General features: G+C 70.7%; 17 protein-coding genes. 9 read left to right on the top strand and 8 right to left on the bottom strand.

Annotation, left to right across the window (positions count from 1 at the left end; all coding sequences use genetic code 11):
• Position 1: 1 nt before the first annotated feature.
• A complete protein-coding gene (locus tag PV682_RS36905; RefSeq protein WP_319736106.1) occupies positions 2 to 1,360 on the bottom strand; it encodes an alpha-L-fucosidase in 1,359 nt (452 codons plus the stop codon).
• Positions 1,361 to 1,506: 146 nt separating this feature from the next.
• Positions 1,507 to 2,091 carry an AAA family ATPase gene (locus tag PV682_RS36900; protein ID WP_319736150.1) on the bottom strand — a complete coding sequence of 195 codons (585 nt, stop codon included), beginning with the start codon at positions 2,089 to 2,091 and terminating at the stop codon, positions 1,507 to 1,509.
• A gap of 418 nt (positions 2,092 to 2,509) precedes the next feature.
• Between PV682_RS36900 and PV682_RS44435 the strand changes: the two genes are divergently transcribed.
• From PV682_RS44435 to PV682_RS36855, 8 genes are all read left to right on the top strand, one after another.
• The gene (locus tag PV682_RS44435) at positions 2,510 to 3,025 is read left to right on the top strand and encodes a helix-turn-helix domain-containing protein (protein ID WP_407705804.1); all 516 of its coding nucleotides are present in this window, start codon (positions 2,510 to 2,512) and stop codon (positions 3,023 to 3,025) included.
• A gap of 612 nt (positions 3,026 to 3,637) precedes the next feature.
• The gene (locus PV682_RS36885) at positions 3,638 to 4,870 is read left to right on the top strand and encodes a glycoside hydrolase family 5 protein (protein WP_319736105.1); all 1,233 of its coding nucleotides are present in this window, start codon (positions 3,638 to 3,640) and stop codon (positions 4,868 to 4,870) included.
• Positions 4,871 to 5,079: 209 nt separating this feature from the next.
• Entirely contained in the window at positions 5,080 to 6,138 is a 1,059-nt protein-coding gene (locus PV682_RS36880; protein WP_319736104.1) for a glycosyl hydrolase 53 family protein, read from the top strand.
• 111 nt (positions 6,139 to 6,249) lie between these two features.
• The gene (locus PV682_RS36875) at positions 6,250 to 7,278 is read left to right on the top strand and encodes a rhamnogalacturonan acetylesterase (RefSeq protein WP_407705809.1); all 1,029 of its coding nucleotides are present in this window, start codon (positions 6,250 to 6,252) and stop codon (positions 7,276 to 7,278) included.
• A 49-nt stretch (positions 7,279 to 7,327) separates the two neighbouring features.
• Positions 7,328 to 8,182: a GDSL-type esterase/lipase family protein gene (locus tag PV682_RS36870; RefSeq protein WP_319736102.1), complete on the top strand. Its 855-nt coding sequence runs from the start codon at positions 7,328 to 7,330 to the stop codon at positions 8,180 to 8,182.
• A gap of 76 nt (positions 8,183 to 8,258) precedes the next feature.
• The gene (locus tag PV682_RS36865) at positions 8,259 to 9,608 is read left to right on the top strand and encodes a right-handed parallel beta-helix repeat-containing protein (protein WP_319736101.1); all 1,350 of its coding nucleotides are present in this window, start codon (positions 8,259 to 8,261) and stop codon (positions 9,606 to 9,608) included.
• 4 nt (positions 9,609 to 9,612) lie between these two features.
• Positions 9,613 to 11,421, top strand: coding sequence for a family 43 glycosylhydrolase (locus PV682_RS36860; RefSeq protein WP_319736100.1), 1,809 nt, complete (start codon positions 9,613 to 9,615; stop codon positions 11,419 to 11,421).
• A 145-nt stretch (positions 11,422 to 11,566) separates the two neighbouring features.
• Complete coding sequence (locus PV682_RS36855) at positions 11,567 to 12,454, top strand: alpha/beta hydrolase family protein (protein ID WP_319736099.1); 888 nt, start codon at positions 11,567 to 11,569, stop codon at positions 12,452 to 12,454.
• Between the two features lie 104 nt (positions 12,455 to 12,558).
• Here the strand turns inward: PV682_RS36855 and PV682_RS36850 are convergent, their stop codons facing one another.
• The 3 genes from PV682_RS36850 to PV682_RS36840 all read right to left on the bottom strand — a co-directional run bounded on the left by PV682_RS36850 (position 12,559) and on the right by PV682_RS36840 (position 14,630).
• Positions 12,559 to 12,702 carry a hypothetical protein gene (locus PV682_RS36850; RefSeq protein ID WP_319736098.1) on the bottom strand — a complete coding sequence of 48 codons (144 nt, stop codon included), beginning with the start codon at positions 12,700 to 12,702 and terminating at the stop codon, positions 12,559 to 12,561.
• 84 nt (positions 12,703 to 12,786) lie between these two features.
• A complete protein-coding gene (locus tag PV682_RS36845) occupies positions 12,787 to 13,449 on the bottom strand; it encodes a response regulator transcription factor (protein WP_319736097.1) in 663 nt (220 codons plus the stop codon).
• Entirely contained in the window at positions 13,446 to 14,630 is a 1,185-nt protein-coding gene (locus PV682_RS36840) for a sensor histidine kinase (protein WP_319736096.1), read from the bottom strand. Before PV682_RS36840 ends, PV682_RS36845 begins: the two co-directional genes overlap by 4 nt.
• 303 nt (positions 14,631 to 14,933) lie before the next feature.
• Between PV682_RS36840 and PV682_RS36835 the strand changes: the two genes are divergently transcribed.
• Entirely contained in the window at positions 14,934 to 16,382 is a 1,449-nt protein-coding gene (locus PV682_RS36835; protein ID WP_319736095.1) for an alpha/beta hydrolase family protein, read from the top strand.
• A 41-nt stretch (positions 16,383 to 16,423) separates the two neighbouring features.
• On the opposite strand, the gene PV682_RS36830 is transcribed toward PV682_RS36835, so the two are convergent.
• The 3 genes from PV682_RS36830 to PV682_RS36820 form a co-directional block, all read right to left on the bottom strand.
• The gene (locus PV682_RS36830) at positions 16,424 to 17,077 is read right to left on the bottom strand and encodes a response regulator (protein ID WP_109362541.1); all 654 of its coding nucleotides are present in this window, start codon (positions 17,075 to 17,077) and stop codon (positions 16,424 to 16,426) included.
• Positions 17,074 to 18,279 (bottom strand): sensor histidine kinase, encoded by a 1,206-nt coding sequence (locus PV682_RS36825; protein WP_319736094.1) that lies wholly within the window; start codon positions 18,277 to 18,279, stop codon positions 17,074 to 17,076. The genes PV682_RS36830 and PV682_RS36825 overlap by 4 nt, the downstream gene beginning before the upstream one ends.
• Before the next feature lie 82 nt (positions 18,280 to 18,361).
• The coding region (locus PV682_RS36820; RefSeq protein ID WP_319736093.1) for an ABC transporter substrate-binding protein at positions 18,362 to 19,197 on the bottom strand (836 nt) is incomplete at its 5' end.

Raw genomic sequence — 19,197 nt, 5'->3', positions numbered from 1 at the left:
GTCAGACCCCGGCGGGCCGGCCGCACACCTCCACGCAGATCACCGAGACGTCCGGGTCCGGCGCGGTCGCCGGGAGCGTGATGGTGATCGTGTCGCCGGTGCGGCGGTACCGCAGGCCGGCCGTGGGGGCGTTCAGCAGGTGGACGCGCTTGATCGTGTTGCGGACCGCCGGGATCTGGAGGGTTCCGGTGGCCGGCCAGGTGAAGACGTGCGCGAAGAGCTTGCCGTCCTTCGCCGTGAACTTCCCCCACGCGGGCTCGGTGGCGAAAGGGCTGCCGGTGGTGCCGTAGACGCTGTCGCCATAGGTGGCCGTCCACGCGCCGAAGGCGGTCAGGACCTTGGTCGTGCCGGCGGTGACGGTGCCCGCGCCCGTGGGGCCGATGTTGAGGAGGTAGTTGCCGTCGCGGGAGACGACCGTGACGAACTCCTGGAGCAGGGCGTGGACCGAACGGTACGAGTTCTCCTTCGCCTCGTTGTAGCCCCAGGCGCCGTTCATGGTCACGCAAGTCTCCCACGGCCGGTTCAGCGGGGCCGGGGGCACCTTCTCCTCCGGGCACGCGAAGTCGCCGAGGCCGAGGTCGCGCTTCACGCGCTCGTTGACGATCAGGTTCGGCTTGCGGGCGATCAGCCAGTCGTACAGCTCCCGGCCGTCGGACTCCACCCACCAGTCGTCCAGCGTCGGCGTCGCCGGGTTGCCGCACCAGTCGCCGTCGAACCACAGGACCGCCGGGTCGTAGCGGTCGAGGAGTTCCTGGAGCTGGGCCTTCATGTCGGCGATGTACGCGGTGCGGGCGGACAGGGACGACACCGACGAGAAGTTCGTGCGGTGGTTGGCGGTCTGCGAGGAGTGGCTCCAGTCCATGATCGAGTAGTAGAGGCCGAACCGTACGCCGCGCCGCTCGCACTCCCGCTTCAGCTCCGCGAGCAGGTCGGGGCGGTAGCCGCTGTAGTCGTGGAGGTTGTACTCCTTCGTCCCGGTGGTGTCCGTGAAGCCCGGTACGGCCGAGTCCCACATCGCGTAGCCCTCGTGGTGCTTGGCGGTGATCACGAGGTACTTCATGCCGGCGTTCGCGGCGAGTTCGGCGATGGCGGCGGCACTGAAGGAGGTAGGCGCGAAGGGGGCGCTGACCTGGTTCTGGTACGGGGCCTTGGCCCAGTTCTCGTTGTAGAACGCCCACTCGCCGTGGCCCCGGTAGGAGTACGAGCCGAAGTGGATGAACATCCCGAACCTCGCTCGGTACCACCAGTCCATCTTCGCGGGGACGGTGTACGCCTGGGCCGTCCCCGGCAGTCCGAAGGCGACGGTGCCTCCGGCGAGGGCGGCGGCCTTCATGAGCGAACGTCGGCTGAGGCTGGACACGGAGCGGCTCCTGGGGGTCCGGGGACAGCGGGGCGGCGCGTGACGGGTCGTCATGGGCGTGGGGCCCGGCGTCACACATCGGATGAATTCTGGGGGGTGGATCACGATCACGTCCAGAGGTGCGCGGCGATGCATCACCCGGTCCGCTAAAGGTCGGATCTCAGAGGGGTGTCGAAAAGCGCCAGTTCCTCCGCGTCGGGTGCCTGGAACACCTTCGCGTACTCGTCGAGCAGTTCCCGCCCGACCGGGACCGTCCCCGGCCCGCCCTCCCGCCCCCGCGCTTCGAGACGCCGGGCCAGCTCCTCGACGGGCACGGCGAGGTACCGCAGTTCGACGCCGACGCCGAGCGCCCGCGCCGCCGTCCGCTTCTCGTCCCGCTCGGCCCGCCCCCAGAACCCGAACTCCAGCACCACGGTCTGCCCGAGCCTCAGCAACTCCTGGGCGTGCCCCCAGAATCGCCGCTCCAGCCGCTCCCTCGTCCCCTCGTCGAACAGGTCGATCCCGAGGTCGTCCAGCCAGTCGTCCGGGCACAGCCGCACCGCCGGGATCTCACGCGCGAGACGCTTGGCGAGGGTCGTCTTGCCCGCGCCGGGGAGGCCGCAGAGGAGGATCAGTACGGGGTCGGGGCGCGCGCTCATCCGGTCATCCTCGCGGAGGCGTCGCGGGTGGCGGAAACGGTTTCCGCGGCACCGGGGAGCTGATCGGCGCCGACGGCAAGGGCGCCCTGGCACACGCCGCCGACACCGCGGGCTCCCTGGCACACGCTGCCCGACGCCGAGGGCTCTCGGGCGCACGCCGCGCGACAGGGCGAGCCCGCCGCCGCGACTGGCGGGTTCACGTCCGGGCCACGTCCCCGCCGCGAACGCCGGGACCAGCAGCCCGGCGTCCGGCAGGGACACGCCGAGGTCGTCGGCCGGCGGGCAGCAGCCCGGAGAGCATGAACTCCGAGGTGCCCTGCGCGAAGGCGCCGAGGCCGAGGAGGTACACGAGGACAGGCGTGGCGCTCCGGGGGACGTGGCCGAGGGGACACCGTCCAGGCTCTCCCGGCCCTGCGGCTCGTCCGGCGCCGTACGTGGCCCGGTCGAGCCGGGGTCCAGGTGGGCCACCTTCGGCGCGGCGCGCCTGCCGGCCGGGCCGAATGCTGAGGCGATGGAGCAGGACGCCGAACTCGGAGACTTCCTCCGCGGCCGACGAGCCCGCCTGAACCCGGCCGACGCCGGGCCGTCTCCGGGGCCCGGTGTCCGCCGGGCCCCCGGTCTGCGCCGCGAGGAGGTCGCGCGGCTCGCCGGGGTGAGCGCGGACTACTACGCCCGCCTCGAACAGGGCCGTCACCCCCGCGTCTCCGATGCCGTCCTGGACTCCGTGGCGCGTGCGCTGCGACTGTCCCACGACGAGCGCGGCCACCTCTTCGACCTCGTACGCCACCGCACCGCCCGGTCCCGGCCGCGCCGCCCGGTCCGCTCCGTGGCGACCCGGTCCGCGCAGGGACCTCACCCCGGCATCAGGGCCCACGATCGCCGGCATGAGTGCGGGCATCGGCCACAGGTGACGGCGGGCCGCCGCGCGTGTGATCGGGCGGGCCCCGAAGACGTCACACCGTGCCTCCAGCGCCCGCGATCTGTCGAATCCGCGTCGAAGAGAACCGAATTGAGCGCCAATGATTGACAGACCGGCACCCGATCGGGAATGTACCTGTTGCAAGACATGTGGGAACGCTCCCAGAGGCGCAGCACACGACGAACGGAAGGAGAGGCACCCCTGCACCGTGGCTGCGGAATCGACACCACCTGTCAGCCAGGTGAGCAGGTGAGCGCCAAGGAGCCGCTCCCTCAGCGAGTCACGGTCCGGCCGGTGTTCAGCGGCTAGACACGTCTCTTCGCACAAGGCCGTACCACGCCGATGACCACCACGGTCAGGACCGGAACGTCCTCCACCGCGCGCGATTCGCCGCCCCGACCACCCGCACCGCCAACTCCCCCACCACCCAGGTCAGTCTCACCGCCGCGGCATCACCCCCGCCTCCCCCGGCACCTGACCGAACAACGCTCCGCACCCCCCACCAGGAGTCTTCATGACCATGCAGCGGCGCAGTCCCATGACGCCGAGCGCAGCCAAAGCCGCGGGCGCGGGCCGCACCTTCCGCGGCGCGCAACCGCCTTCGCTCCGACGCCACCTCCAGCACGACCACCTGGGAATCCGCTCTGAGTTGAAGAGCACCCACGTGCGTCTGCCGTGATCGGCTGTACTCGCCCTCAAGGACGCAGGAGAGGAAAGCTCATGGTTTCACCAGCAGGGAAGATCAGAGTAATTTTCCTTGCCGGCCTGTTGGCAGTCACCGCATCGGTTTACGGCGCGGCGCATCAGGCATCGGCCGATACCGCGGCACAGTCAAGCGCTTCACAGATCGTGGCCGACATGGGAGCGGGCTGGAATCTGGGGAACCAACTCGAAGCCACCACCAACGGATACCCCAGTGAAACAGCATGGGGCCAGCCGACGGTGACCCAGGCCCTCATCGACAAAGTGAGGGCGGCAGGGTTCAAGACGATCAGAATCCCGGTCTCCTACCTGGGATACATAGGCCCCGGCCCGAATTACACGATCAACGCCTCCTGGCTGAACAGAGTCCAAGAAGTCGTCGACTACGCCTACAACAGGGGCCTGCATGTGCTGATCAACATGCACGGCGACGGGTACAAGACCGTCAACGGCTCCTGGCTGATCTGCGATTCGCCTTCCCAGTCGACGATCAAGGCCAAGTACGAGAAAGCTTGGCAGCAGATCGCGAACAAGTTCAGGAACTACGACCAGCGCCTGATCCTGGAGTCCATGAACGAGGAGTTCGACGGGCAGTACGGCCGCCCGACCCAACCGTGCTACTCGAACATCAACAGCTACAACCAGATCTTCGTGGACACCGTGCGGAAAACGGGCGGAAACAACAGTTCGCGGTGGCTGCTCGTGGCCGGCTGGAACACGAACGTCGATTACACCGCAGGGAATTACGGCTTCGCGCTCCCATCCGACCAGTACCGCTCCCCCTCCATTCCCGCGAATGAGCGACGGATCATGATATCCGTCCATCACTACAGCCCCTGGGACTTCGCCGGAGAGGAAAACGGCACCATCACACAATGGGGCCGAGCGGCGACCGACCCGTCAAGGACGTCGACCTGGGGACAGGAGGACTATCTGGACGCGCAGCTCAAGTTGATGCGCGATGTGTTCGTCTCGAAAGGGTATCCGGTGGTGGTGGGCGAATACGGTGCCATCGACAAGTCATCCTTCGACTCGTCGAACAACAGGTATCGCGCGGACTTCGCACGGGCCGTCGTGGCCACGGCCAAGAAATACGGCGCAGCCACCATCTACTGGGACAACGGTGCAACCGATCGGTACGGGTTCGGGCTGTTCAACCGCCGCTCCCTCACGGTCACCCAACAGGGCATCATCAACGCCATCATGAATGGCGTCACCGGCTCCGGCTCCGGCCTTGCGTCCGGCACGTAGCAGGACCCGCATCCCGGCGACGGGTACCAGTCGGAGAAATCACGCTGCTGCGTGATGCACCCCCTCTGTGAACGCTCACAGTCCCTACACGAACCCCATGGACCTGAGCGTCCGTTGCCCCGCGCACCCGCCTCGCTCCTGAAGGTCTCCCCGCCCCGCTCCGCCGCCGCGACGTCCCACCCGCGGCCAACGCAAGGAAAGGACCGACCATGTCCCCGCAACCCCCCACACCAGTTGCCGGGCGCATCAGCCGCCGGACTCTGCTCAGGGCCACCACCGCGACGGCCGGGGCGCTCGCCACCGCCGCCGCGTTCGCCGAACTCGCGCCCCCTGCCGAGGCCGCCGCCGGATTCGTCAACGGCGTGGACATCAGCTGGGCGCCGCAGATGGAGGCGCGCGGCTACTCCTGGAAGAACTCGAGCGGTCAGACGCAGGACCTGCTGACCATCCTCAAGGGCTACGGCATCACCGCCGTACGCCTGCGCACCTTCGTCAACCCCTCCGGCAGCCCGACCGACGGGCACTGCTCCATCGACGAGGTCGCCGCCTTCGCCAAGCGGGTCAAGGCCGCCGGGATGTCGGTCATGCTGGACTACATGTTCGGCGACACCTGGAACTCCGTCGGCGTGCAGAACCCGCCCGCGGCTTGGCGGAGCATGAGCTACAGCCAGATGCGCACCGCGATGGGCACGTACGTGAACCGGACCATGACGGTCATGAAGAACAACGGCGTGCTGCCCACCTGGGTGCAGATCGGCAACGAGATCAACAGCGGGATCTGCCGCCCGGTCGGCAGCGTCTCCAACGGGGCGCAGATGACAGGGCTGCTCAACGCCGCGTACGACCAGGTCAAGGCGGTGTCACCGAACTCGACCGTGTGTATCCACCTGGCCCAGCCGCAGAAGTACGACGTGATGACGACGTTCTTCAGCCGCTACGCGGCGAGCGGCGGCAAGTGGGACATGTCGGTGTTCTCCTCCTACGGCAGCGCCGACCTCGCCCCCGGGATCGTGGCGAACATGAAGAAGATCTCCGCGCAGTACGGAAAACCGTTCCTACAGAGCGAGTTCGGGGGCCGGGCGGACCGCGTCTCCGCCACCCGGGCCGCGCTGGTCGCCTACATCAAGGCCCTCAAGGCCAACGGCGGACAGGGCATCTTCTACTGGGAGCCGGAGTGCATGTCCCCGTTCACCGGCTACGCCATGGGCGCCTGGGACTCCTCCAGCAAGCGGCCCACCGCGATCATGAACGGCTTCACCGAGGCCTGAGCGGCAGGCCAGGGACCTCAACCCGGGCAACTCCACGGTCGAGAACTGGGATTGGTGATTGTAATGAGCATGACATTGAGTCTGGAAGGGTACGGGGTCAGGCTGGGAGCAGTGGGGCTGCTGACCCTCGCGACACTGGCCGGCACCGGTACGGCGCAGGCCGGTGCCGCCACGCGGGCGCTGCCGGCCGGTTGTTCCGGCAGTGCGCCGATCAGGTGTCACTACGCGGTCTCCCCCGGCAACTACGACGTGACGGTCTCCCTCGGCGGTGCCGGTGCCGCCGAGACCGACATGTGGGCCGAGGCCCGGCGCCTGATGCTTCCGGCGACGAAGACGGCGGCCGGTGCCGCCGCCACGTACTCGTTCACGGTCAACGTGCGGCAGCCGGAGGGGCAGCCGACCGGCCAGGGCGGCACCGGAAACCCCGGTCTTGACCTCCGGTTCGCGGGGACCAGCCCGCAGGTGTCGGCCGTCTCCGTGAAACCGGCGGCCCAGCCGCTGGTCGCCTACCTGGCCGGTGACTCGACCGTGTGCGACCAGCCCGTCGCCCCGTACACGGGCTGGGGCCAGATGATCACGCCGGCGGTGGGTCCCGGCGCGTCCGTCGCCAACTACGCCGACTCGGGGGAGAGTTCGGGCAGCTTCCTGCGGAACTCGGCGCTCTTCCCGGCGCTGCTGGCGAAGGTCAGGGCGAACGACGCGGTCTTCATCCAGTTCGGCCACAACGACAAGCAGACCAGCGCATCGGCCTTCCGGAGCAACCTCACCTCCATGGTCACGCAGGTCCGCGCGAAGGGCGGCGTCCCCGTCCTGGTGACCCCGCCGGTCCGCCGGCAGTTCAACGGCAGCCGGCTCACGTCCACAGCACTGCATGTCAACGGCATCGGAGTGGACCTGCCCGCCGAGATGCGCTCGGTCGGCACCGCGCAGAACGTGCCGGTGATCGATCTGACCACCAAGAGCAGGACGCTGGTCGAGTCCCTCGGCCCGTCCGCCTCCGCACAGCTCTACCTTCGCTCTTCCGTCGACGGCGTCACGGACAACACCCACTTCTCGCAGTACGGCGCGAGCCAGATGGGCGGGCTGGTGCTCCAGAGCATCCGCGAGCAGCGCCTGCCCCTGGCCGCGTACCTGCGCTGACCGACGCCCGGCACCAGCCCCAAGGAGGGACCCGTTGAGGAACCTACGCATGCTCATCACGACCGCGCTCGTGATCGCCCTGTCGAGCCTCGGTGTCAGCGCCGCGTCCGCGGCGGACCGCGTCGCCACGGACTGCACCGGCGCCTCCCACGCCCAGGCCCCGGCCGCACGGGCGGTCGCCGCGCCGGTCACCGTGTGGCTGGCCGGCGACTCCACCATGGCCAACCCGAGTTCCGGCCGGTGTCCGGTCGGCTGGGGCAGCCAGTTCGACGCCCTGTTCAACAGCGACGTGACGGTCAAGAACCAGGCCGTCGGAGGCCGCAGCATCCAGACCTGGATGTACGAGGGGAACGTCAGCGGCACCAAGGGCTCGGACGGTGAGTGCCGCCTCACCTCCACCGCGTACTCATCCCGCTGGCAGGCGATGCTGAACGCGAGCACCGGGATGAAGGCGGGTGACTACCTGTTCATCCAGTTCGGCATCAACGACTCCTCCTCGACCTGCCCCCGGCACGTCGGCCCGGCCCGGTACCGACAGCTGATGACCACGATGGCCCAGGCCGCCCTGGCCCGGGGCGCGCACCCGGTGCTGCTCACCCCGGTGGCCGCCATCACCTGCTCCGGCGACACCGCGACGAAGAACCGCGGCTTCGTGAACGAGACCTTCGCCGCCGGGTCCGCCACCAGGGCCCCCGTCATCGACCTCCAGACACTCTCTGTCTCGCTCTACAACAGTCTGCGCTTCTGCCCGAACAACGGCGACTACGGAGGCAGCGGCCCTCTGGGCACCTTCTTCTGCGACGACCACACCCACTTCGACACCTACGGCGCCCAGCGCGTCGCGGGGCTCGTCGCCGGTGACGTACGCCGCCAGAACCTCCCGCTCGCCGGATATCTCAGGTAGTGCGGACACGGATTCGGAAGGTGGTACACGCGTCCATGGCAGTGTCACGAAGTCGGTCCACTCGGGAGATGACGCTGTGAGAACCGCGCAGTTCGGCACCCTTGCGCTTCTGCTCTCGGTGGTCGTGGCGAGTTCCGTCGCCATGTCCCCCGGCTCGGCGTCCGCGAGCGCCTCCGCGGCGGGAAACATCTACTACGTCGCCCCGAACGGGAACGACGGCGCAGCAGGTACGCAGGCCGCTCCGTGGGCGTCGATCGCCCGTGCGCAGGCCGTCGCCAAGGCGGGCGACACGGTCTACTTCCGGGGCGGCACCTACGCCTACACCCGCGCGAACAGCGCCTGTTCGAGTCAGACCGCCAGGGTCGACGCGATCACCCTCGGCAAGAGCGGCAGTTCGGGCAACCCGATCCGGTACTGGGCCCAGCCGGGCGAGAAGCCGGTCTTCGACTTCTCACGGATGACGGACGACTGCCGCATCAAGGGCTTCAGCGTCACCGGCAGCTGGATCCACCTCAAAGGACTGGAAGTCAAGGGGGTTCCCCAGAACAACAACCGCAACGCCGAGTCCTGGGGGATCTGGGTTTCCGGCAGCAACGACGTCTTCGAGCAGATCGACACCCACCACCACATGGGGACCGGCCTGTTCATCAGCGGCGGGGCCGGCAACCTCGTCCTCGACTCGGACGCGCATGACAACTACGACCTGCGCAGCAGTGACGGGCCCGGCGAGAACGCCGACGGGTTCGGTTCGCACTACACGCCGGCCGGCCGCCCCGCGAACGTGTTCCGGGGTTGCCGATCGTGGTGGAACGCCGATGACGGGTTCGACCTCATCTCCACCTACTCGCCCGTGCTCATCGAGAACTCGTGGGCCTGGCGCAACGGGTACGTGCCGGGGACGACGACGCCCTCCGGCAACGGAGCCGGCTTCAAGTCCGGCGGCTACGGGGGCGACTACGAGGCCAACGCGCCGAAGCACACCGTCCGCTCCTCGGTGGCGTTCCTCAACAAGGCGGCCGGCTTCTACGCCAACCACCACCCGGTGGCCAACGACTTCTTCAACAACACCGGCTACGGAAACCACCCCAACTTCAACATGCTGGGAATCGACTCGCGCGGCGCCGCCGTCGGCCGGGGCACCCTGCGCAACAACATCGCCTACACCGGAACGGCGACATCGAACATGAGCGGCACGAACGCCGCTCACAACTCCTGGAACCTCGGCGTCCCCCTGTCCGACTCCCAGTTCCGCAGCGTGTCGACGTCGGGCTGGGACGCGCCCCGCCAGAGCGACGGGAGCCTGCCCGTGCTGCCCCACCTGCGTCTCGCGGCGACCAGTGCCCTGATCGACAAGGGCACCGACGTGGGACTCCCCTTCAGCGGAAGTGCGCCGGATCTCGGCGCCTTCGAGAATGACGGAAGGTGACCTCGTGAAACAAAGATCGCGTGTCGTCTCCCCGTACGGGAAGTTGGCCGCCGCCACCCTGTTGTCCGTGGCGTTGGCGGCGCCGCTCTCGGCGAGCACCGCCGCGGCGGAGACACCCGCAACACAGACACAGGCAACGGAGCTCCAAGGCCAGGGGGCCGCTGCTGGACCGGTGGTGGATCGCGGCCTCGAATACCTGGTGTCCGACTACCAGAAGCGCACTCCGGCCAAGTACACGGCTGACTCCTGGAAGCCCTTCGCCAAGGCGTTGACCGCCGCGGCCGAGGTCGCCGGCGACTCCTCGGCCACCACGTCGGACGTCGCCGACGCGAAGACGGCACTGATGAGCGCCGCCGCCGATCTGAAGGCCGCCGACGAGGGCACGTTCCAGACCATCACGAACGACACCTTCTGGAACGACACCAGCGGCAACCCCATCTATTCGCAGGGCGGCGGGGTCTTCAAGTTCGGCGACACCTACTACTGGTACGGCGTGCACTACACCGGCGCCGAGCTCTACCGCGCCAATCCCACGAGGAAGTACGACAGGAACGTCAGCTTCGTCTCGGTCCCCGTGTACTCGTCCAAGGACCTGGTGAACTGGAAGTTCGAGAACAACGTCGCGACGCGCTCGACCAAGATCAACAACGGGGCCACCCTCGGTCAGGCGGGATGGGTCGGGCGGCTCGGGGTCTCGTACAACGAGAACACCGGCAAGTACGTCCTCGCCACCCAGGCCTACGTCGGAGGCGGGCACGGTGTCCTGCTGCTCCAGGGCGACTCCCCCACCGACACCTTCGACTACGGCTACTTCCAGACCCAGATCACCAACTCGCCGACGACCGGCACCGGAGACCAGACCGTCTTCACCGACGAGGACGGCAAGGACTACCTGGTCTTCTCCAACCGCGAAGGACGCTCGCGCGGCTTCGTGGCCAAGTTCCGGGAGTCCGACTCGCTGCGGATCGAGCCGGCCGTGCAGATCCGCAGCGGCGCCGGCCGCGAGGGCAACGCCATGTTCAAGCTCGACGGCAGGTACTACCACGCGGCGTCGGACCTGCACGGCTGGAACACCTCCGTCAACTACGTCAACGAGTCGACCAGCGGCAACGTCCAGGGCTCCTACAGCAGCGAGTACGTCCTTGCCGGCACCGAGATGGACTACAGCCACGTGACCCAGACCGGGTTCTTCGTGACGGTCAAGGGCACCAAGCAGAACACGGTGCTCTACGCCGGCGACCGCTGGGCCGACTTCGCCTGGAACGGCATCGGGTACAACCAGTGGGTGCCGATCACCAAGACCGGCGCACGGCCGCAGTTCCACTCGGTGAGCCAGTGGCAGTTCAACGCCACGACCGGGGAGTGGCGCGTCGGGCCGGCGAACAACCACATCCTCAACCCCGACATCCAGGCCGACCGCGTCATCGTCTCCGGCGTGCGGGGATGGCGGAACCTCGGCGGTTCGGTGACCAACGTCAACGGTGGGGTGAACGGGTCTCGCTTCGCCCTCCAGGTGAGCAACAGCGGCGGCGTCGAGCAGCGGATCGAGTCGGCGCCCGCAGGCACCTACACCCTGTCCCTGCACACCCGCGGCAGCGCCGGACAAGCCGTGATCACCGGCGCCAACGGCAGCCGGCGCACCCTCGCCATCCCGTCGTCGAGCGGCTGGACCAAGCGCGAGCTCACCGGTGTCGAACTGCCCGGCGGGGCCGTCACCGTCACCGTGCGGGCATCGGGTTCGGGCGGCGTCACCGTCGACCAGCTCTCCCTCGTCAAGACCTCCGCCGGCACACCAGCGCGTCCGGGGCGTTAGCTCCGGCGCAGTTCAGCACCGTCCTGGTCGTCGTGGGCCGGCCCGCCTCCATCGGCGCCGGCCTCACGCCCACCACGAAGCAGTCGGACACCTCGGTCCACGGCGAACACGCGTCCCGGGCCGACCAACACCTTACGGAGTCACCATGACCTTGCGACGACGGACCTTCCTCGGCATGACCGCGGCCGGAGCGACGGGCGTGGGCCTGTCCCTGCTGGGGGCGGGCCAGACACCGGCCGCCGCCGCGCCACTGGGCACAGCACCGACCACGCCGTTCGCGGTCGGCGTGCGCCGGTACAACTGGACCCGCGGCAACCGCCCGTGCACCACGTACGTCTACTACCCGGCCACCGGCACCGCCGGCGGCAGTCCGGTGACGAACGCCCCGGTCGCCGCCGGTGTCTTCCCCGTCTACAACTTCACCCACGGCTACGGGAGCAGCCCGCAGAACTCCCTGTTCATCATCCGGGCCCTGGCCTCGGCGGGCTTCATCGTCCCCGCCCCGCACTTCAACCACAACTTCAACGACGTCAACAACGGCAACACCTCCAAGGACGTCTCACAGATCCTCACCAACACCCTCGCGCTCAACGCGAACGGACCGCTGGCCGGGCACATCGACACCCGCATCGGCGTCGGCGTCTCGGGCCACTCCCTGGGCGGCATGGTCACCCACGGTCTGCTGACCTCCTGGCCCGACAGCCGGATCGTCTCCGCCAACCCGCAGTCCTGCGTGGACATGGGCAACCCGTCCAGCTCGGTCTCGGCCAAGGTCCTGTTCGTCCACGGCGACCGGGACTCGACCACGCAGTACTCCTCCGCCCGGCAGGCGTACTCGGAGATCACCTGGCCCAAGGCGTTCCTCACCTTCGTCGGCGGCAGCCACACCAGCTTCTGGAGCGACCAGCGCTTCCCGAGGACCGTCGTCGACTGGGCCCGCTGGACCATGTACGGCGACACCGCCGCACGGGACCGCCTCCCGGCCGACGCGTCCGGGTCCAACACCCGGTGGGAAGCCCGGCTGGGCAACTAGCCCGGAGTCCCGGGCCGCTCCCCCCTGCCGGCCCAGCACAGCGGCAAGGCCTCCGAGACCAACGGGGCCTCCACCGCCGACGGTGCCCGCATCTCCCAGTGGACCTACAGCGGCAACAGCGCTTCACCCGCCGCCGGGTCTGACCGGGACCGGTCGTCGGGCACCGCTCGGGCAACAGGGCCGGGCAGCGCCCCGAAGTGCCCCGTGCGCAGGGAGTTCGCGAGTTGGCCGACCGTCGCCGCGCGCATCTGGACCGGCGTGGGTCCGGCCCGGCGTACGGGTTTGGGGCGCTCCTCGGCCGCCGGCTCGGGAGGGGGGCCGGCGCGGCGGGGTCATGCCGGGTCGATGAGGCGGCTCTCGTGGGCGAAGATCACGGCCTGTATCCGGTCCCGGAGTTCGAGCTTGTGCAGGACGCGCCCCAGATGGGACTTCACGGTCGCCTCCGCGAGGTACAGGGTGGCCGCGATCTCGGTGTTGGACAGGCCGCGGCCCACCTGGACGAGCACGTCGCGCTCGCGGGCGCTGAGCCGGCCGAGCCGTTCGTCGCGTTCGGCGCTGCTGCCGTCGGGGATGTGGGGGCGGAGGTTGTCCAGCAGGCGGCGGGTGATGCGCGGGGAGACCACCGCGTCGCCGGCGGCCACGCTGCGTATCGCGGTGAGGAGTTCCTCGGGCCGGGTGTTCTTCAGCAGGAAGCCCGAGGCGCCGGCGTTGAGCCCGGCGAAGGCGTACTCGTCGAGGTCGAAGGTGGTGAGGATGAGCACTCTGCTGCGCGGGGAGACGCGCACGACCTGCCGGGTCGCCTCGATCCCGTCGGTGCCGGGCATGCGGACGTCCATGAGGACGACGTCGGGGCGCAGTTCCCGGGCGAGGCGGATCGCTTCCGCGCCGTCCGCGGCTTCGCCGACGGGTGCCATGTCGGGCTGGGCCTCCAGGACCGTGCCGAAAGCCATGCGGAGCAGCGCTTCGTCGTCGGCGATGAGGATGCGGACGGTCATGCGGGGACCTCTCCTGCGGCGCCGCCGAGGCGGAGGCGGGTGTGGACTTCCCAGCCGCCACCGGGCAGCGGTCCGGTCCGCAGCGTTCCGCCGTAGGCGGCCGAGCGCTCGCGCATGCCGGGAATGCCGTGGCCGGCCGGTGTGGCGACGCGGCGGGGCGGGCGGGGGCCGGTGTCCGTGACGTCGACGGTGACGGTCTCGGCCGAACACCGTATGCGGACCGTCGCGCGGGTGCCGGCGGGGGTGTGCTTGAGGGCGTTGGTCAAGGCTTCCTGTACCAGGCGGTAGACGGTCAGTTGGGCGGTGGCGGGGATGTGGGTGTGGCCGCCCTGGATCTCGACGCGGGTCGGCAGCCCGGCGGCGGCCATCTGGTCGGCGAGGGCCCGCAGTTGGGCGATGCCGGGCAGCGGGTGGCGCTCCGCGTCCGGTTCGTCGGTCCGCAGGAGGCCCAGGGTGCGCCGCATGTCGGTCAGGGCCTGGCGGCCCGTCTCGGCGATCTGGTGCAGCGCGGTGGTGACCCGGTCGGGCGACCGGTGCTGGGCGTAGACGGCGGCGTCGGTGAGGGCGACCATGACGGACAGGTTGTGGGTGACGATGTCGTGCATCTCCCGGGCGATCCGTGTCCTCTCCTCCGCGACGGCCAGGCGTGCCTGCTGGTCGTGCTGGCGTTCCAGGCGTGCGGCCCGTTCCTCCAGGGCCGCGAGGTAGGCGCGCGTGGTCCGCGCGTTCATGCCCAGGACGGCGGAGGCGACGACCATCGCGGTCAGCGCGACGAAGGGGGTCAGGAACGCGCCGTCCGTGGCCCAGCGCAGACAGGCCAGGAGGGCCCCGCACTCCACGACGGCGGCTGCGGCGAGCGTGGTGCGTCGGCCATGGTGCGCGGCCACCGTGTAGAGCGCGACCAACAGGGCGATGTCGGCCGGGAGTTGGACGTCCGCGAGCAACTGGACGAAGGCGGCGGCGGTCACGGCGCCGAACACGGTGAGCGGGGCCCGGCGCCGCCACACCAGGGGCAGCGCGAGGGCTGCGGTGAGGGCCAGGGGCACCGGGAGCCGGTGCGGGGCGTACGTGGTCACGATGTTGAGCAGGAGCAGTACCGGCACCACCACGGGCGGCAGCCCCAGACCCCGGCGCCGGGCGGTTCTCACCGGTCGCCCGGATGCCGCGGCCACCTGGGTCATCACACGTCCCTGTCGATCGAGCGTCCTGGTGTCCCCGGCCGGGGACACCACCGCGTACGGCCCTGTCACGGTAGGCCGCGGTTCCGGCTGCCCGCATGAGTCCACCGTCGGAGGGCACCGCGCCGGGGTACGACCGCAGGAGGAGTCCCGCTACCCCCGTGGTCGTAAAACGGCCGCCGAACCGGCGTGTCCGACTGCGACCGCGGTCGCACGGGGGACCGGCCCCGGCCTGCGACCGGAGTCGCACGCGGCGGCGACCGGGGAGCGATGTGGCATCGCGGGCCCCGCGCCGAGCATGGCCGTATGACCGAGATCGTCACGGGGTTGTACCTGTCCCCGCTGGAATTCCTTGCCGTGCTGGGTGCCGTCGCGCTGGTGGTGGCGCGCTGGCTTCCTCCCGCCGCCCGCCCGCGTGTCACGATCGCGGCGGGGGCGCTGTGCGCGCTCGCGCTGGGTGTGGCGGGCGTCCGCTGGCAGGTGCTGCCGGTGCTGGCGGGGGCCGCCCTCGCGCTGCCGTTCGCCGTCTCTCCGCTCCTGCGGCGCCGTGGCGGCCGTCCGGCGTGGCGGGCGCGCTGGTGGCTGGCGTTGCCGGGGTCGGCGGCCTGCGTCGGGCTGATCGCCCTGGGCCCGGTGGCCGCGTGGGCCTTTCCCGTCCCCGTGTTTCCCGAGCCGTCGGGGCGTTACGCGGTCGGCACCCGGGTGGTGCAGTGGACCGACCCGCACCGCGCCGAGACCTTCACCGCCGACCCGTCCGACCGGCGCACGGTCGTGGTCCAGCTCTGGTATCCCGCGCGAAAGAGCCCCGCGGGCGCGCGGCGGGCCCAGTATCTGGGGCGCACCGAGCACGAGGCGCGGATCGTCTCCGACGCGCTCGCCCGGCAGGTCGGCGTGCCCGGCTTCCTGATGGACGGCGTCCCGCGCGCCCGGACCCGTTCGGTCTTCGACGCCCCGGTGGCCGGCGGGAGCGGGCGCTTCCCGGTCGTGCTGTTCTCCCCCGGGTCGGGCGGGGTGCGCACCCAGAACACGGCCTGGGCGGAGGAACTGGCCAGTCACGGCTACGTGGTCGCCGCCCTCGACCACCCGTACGACTCCGCCGCCGTGGTCCTCGCCGACGGCCGGACGCTGCGCGGCAGGACCGCGTCCACCGGCGACCGGGCCAAGGACGACGTGCTGGCGGCCGAGTGGACGGCCGTCCGCGCCGCCGACCTCAGCTTCGTCCTCACCCAGCTGGGCCACCACCTCACCGGCCCGCTGAGCGAACGCCTGGACACCGGCCGGGTCGCGGTGACCGGCCACTCCCTGGGCGGTGCCGCCGCCCTCCAGGCAGCCCGGCGGGACGGCCGGTTCGACGCCGTCGTCGACCTGGACGGCTACCCCCACGGCCCCGCCTCCCCGCCCCTGCGCCGGCCCACCCTGGCCCTCACCCAGGCCATCACCCCCGACACCGACCCGCAGTACCTGCCCCGCCTCACCGAGGCCCTCAGGTCCGGCGCCGCGACGAGCTACCGGCTGACCGTCCCCGGCGCCGCGCACCTCACCTTCATGGACGGCCCCCTGTACCTGCCGCCCGTGCCCTCGATCATCGGCTCCCTGGGCCGCGCCGAGAGCCCGCGCGTCGTCGCCGCGATCACGCTCGCGTTCCTGGACAGCACGCTGCGGCACAAGCCCGGTGACCTGGCCGGCGTCCTGTCGTCCTACGGCGACCTCACCGTCCACCGCCCGGGCGACAGCGGAAGGTACCGCTCTCGATGAACTCCGACATAGTTGACGCGTCATGCGAGTCGGGGGCGGTCTCAGTCCAGCTCGATCAGCCCCCGGCGGACGGCCTCCGACACCGTGCTCGCCCGGTTCTCGGTGCCGAGCTTGCGGTAGATCCGCACGAGGTGCGTCTTCACCGTCGCCTCGGTGAGGAACAGCGCCCCCGCGATCCCCCGGTTGCTGTGCCCCCGCGCCAGCAGCCGGACGACCTCGGTCTCCCGGCCGGTCAGCGCCGACGCCGGATCGGCCACGTGCCCGACCAGCCGCTCGGCGGCCTCGGGCGCGAGCACCGTCCCCCCGGCGACCGCCGTACGCACCGCCCGGAACAGCTCCTCCGGCGGCCCCGCCTTGAGGACGTACCCGCGCGCGCCGGCCTCCATCGCCCGGACGACGTCCCCCTGACCCTGGTAGCTGGTGAGGACGACGACCCGTACGTCCGGCAGGACGGCGACGATCCGGCGGGTCGCCTCGATGCCGTCGTCCCGTTCGCCGACGCCGGGGGCGTCCGTGAGGCGCAGGTCCATGAGGACGACGTCGGGGCGCAGGGCCTCGGCGAGGTGGACGGCCTCGTAGCCGTCGCCGGTCTGGCCGACCACCGCGAAGCCGTCCTCGCCGTCGAGCAGGGCGAACAGGCCCGCGCGGACGACGGCGTGGTCGTCGACGAGGAGGATGCGGACGGGCCCGGTCATCGGGGGGCTCCGGTGACGAGGGCCGGGACGGGCAGGGTCGCGCGGGCTCTCGTGCCGTGTCCGGGCGTGCTGTCGACGGTGAGCGTGCCGCCGTACGCGGCGAGGCGGTCGCGGGTGGCGGCGAGGCCGAAGCCGCGACCGGCCTTTTCCGGTGCAGGCGCGGTCGCCGTTCCGGGGGCGGCTGTGTCGAAGCCGATGCCGTCGTCGTGGACCTCGACCGTGACGGCGTCGGGTTCCCGGTGGTCCACCGTCACCCGCACCTGGGCCGCGTCCGCGTGTTCGCACGCGTTGGCCAGCAGCCCCTGGGTGACGCGCAGCAGCGCGGCGGCCTGCTCCGGGGGCACCTCGCGCGGCTCGCCCCGCGTCGCGAAGGAGATGCGGGGCATCCCCTCGAGGGTGCCCTTGTGCGTGCACACCTCCCGCAGCGCCGCCGTCAGATCGCCGTTCGCGAGGGGCGCCGGGGTCAGGTCGCGGATGATGGTGCGCGTGTCCGCGAGGCTCGCGCCGAGCGCCTCCGCGACCGCGTGGACCTGCCGGCGGGCCGACTCCGGGCTGCGGTCCCAGTCCCGTTCGGCGGCCTGGAGGAGCATGCGGTTGCCGGAGAGTTCCTGGGCGAGGGTGTCGTGCAGGTCGCGGGCGATGCGGGAGCGCTCCGCGAGAACCCCGGCCTCCCGCTGCCGGCGCGCCAACTCGTCCCGGGTGCGCGCGAGTTCGTGCACGAGCCCCTGCTGGCTGCGGTAGAGGGCGACGGTGAACCAGACGGCCGCCGCGGGCGGCACGACGAGGTCCGGCTTGAGCGTGCCCTCCGTCCGCAGGATCGCGGCGGCCAGCAGCACCGTGATCAGCCCCACGGCGGCCGGCGCGGCCCAGTCCCGGAACATCCGCAGCGCCAGCACCGCCAGCGGTACGGCGAGCCAGATGTAGCCGCCCGCAAGCCTGGTCGGCAGCACCCAGGCCACCCACGCCCACAGGCCCAGGAGCAGGGCGAACCAGACACGCCGTACCCGGGGGCCCATCCGGTCCCACAGGCCGAGGCCCAGGCCGTAGCCCGTCGCCAGGAGGACGACGGGCGGGGCGACGGACCAGCACAGCGCGCTCGGCACCCGGACGAGCCGGGCCAGGGTGCTCAGGACGACGATCAGGAGCAGGAGGTGCGGGAGCGACCGCAGCAGCGGCAGGCCCTTGTAGGTGGCAGGCGGCACGGGGCGGTCCTCGGGTCCGACGACGGATCACCGAGTGTAAACCTGCTTTCGATCAAGGGAGTTGACCCGAGACGTCCACGGCTCAGCGCCCGGGGTGCAGGCCCGGCCAGCCCGGCGTGGGCTCGCCCCTGACCTCGCCGAAGTACAGCGCGAACGTCTGCTTCAGGCGCTCGACCTCGGCGCGGTCCTCCATGAAGCGGGGGAAGCCGTCGAGGTGGGCGTCCGGGTACTCCCACACCGGCTTCAGGCCCGTGGGCGCGGGGACGTCCGTGCGGACCGACCAACTCGCCGAGGACTGGCGCTCGGTGGAGATCTGCCAGTTGAGGAAGAGCTTGGCCGCGGTGGGGCGGGGGCTCTGCTTGAGGATCGCGATGCGCTGGCCCCACGCCATGAAGGGGTGGCCCTCGGTCATGCCCATCTTCGCCGGGCCGGTGACGGTCGGGTTGGCGCCCGTGCCGACGCCGATCACCTTCTGCTTGCTGTTGACCGCGACGCCGGGCGAGAAGGAGCCGCGCGCGAACTGCGGCTGCTGCGCGGCGAAGGCGGCGGCCCAGTCCCAGCCGTACTTCTCGACGTACAGCGCGAAGAGGTACAGCGACGCGTCGTCGTCGTGCGGGTACGTCGAGGCGATGGCGCCCTTCCAGCGCGGGTCTATCAGGTCGAGCGGGGTACGCGGCGCGTTCGCGCCGGCCGCGGCGACGTCGTACAGGTAGCTGAAGGAGATGACCGCGCCGGCCACCCAGGCGCCGTCCGGGTCGCGGAACTGCGGGTGCAGCTTGCCGAATCCGGCGGGCTTGTAGCGCAGGAGCTGCTCCTGGCGCTTCCAGCGGGTGAAGTCCTGGAGGGTCTGGAGCTGGACGACGTCGGGGACGAGGGTGCCGGTGGCGAGCTGGTTGTCGATGCGGACGTCGTGGTACT

The sequence above is a fragment of the Streptomyces niveiscabiei genome (assembly GCF_033794345.1).
Lineage (GTDB): Bacteria > Actinomycetota > Actinomycetes > Streptomycetales > Streptomycetaceae > Streptomyces > Streptomyces niveiscabiei.
This window is presented reverse-complemented; position numbering and strand designations above follow the sequence as displayed.

Bases quoted from the DNA above. Each gene is read 5' to 3' on its own strand.
- PV682_RS44435 (WP_407705804.1), top strand. From the start codon at position 2,510: ATGGAGCAGGACGCCGAACTCGGAGACTTCCTCCGCGGCCGACGAGCC.
- PV682_RS36885 (WP_319736105.1), top strand. From the start codon at position 3,638: ATGGTTTCACCAGCAGGGAAGATCAGAGTAATTTTCCTTGCCGGCCTG.
- PV682_RS36880 (WP_319736104.1), top strand. From the start codon at position 5,080: ATGTCCCCGCAACCCCCCACACCAGTTGCCGGGCGCATCAGCCGCCGG.
- PV682_RS36870 (WP_319736102.1), top strand. From the start codon at position 7,328: ATGCTCATCACGACCGCGCTCGTGATCGCCCTGTCGAGCCTCGGTGTC.
- PV682_RS36855 (WP_319736099.1), top strand. From the start codon at position 11,567: ATGACCTTGCGACGACGGACCTTCCTCGGCATGACCGCGGCCGGAGCG.
- PV682_RS36850 (WP_319736098.1), bottom strand. From the start codon at position 12,702: ATGCGCGCGGCGACGGTCGGCCAACTCGCGAACTCCCTGCGCACGGGG.
- PV682_RS36845 (WP_319736097.1), bottom strand. From the start codon at position 13,449: ATGACCGTCCGCATCCTCATCGCCGACGACGAAGCGCTGCTCCGCATG.
- PV682_RS36840 (WP_319736096.1), bottom strand. From the start codon at position 14,630: ATGACCCAGGTGGCCGCGGCATCCGGGCGACCGGTGAGAACCGCCCGG.
- PV682_RS36835 (WP_319736095.1), top strand. From the start codon at position 14,934: ATGACCGAGATCGTCACGGGGTTGTACCTGTCCCCGCTGGAATTCCTT.
- PV682_RS36830 (WP_109362541.1), bottom strand. From the start codon at position 17,077: ATGACCGGGCCCGTCCGCATCCTCCTCGTCGACGACCACGCCGTCGTC.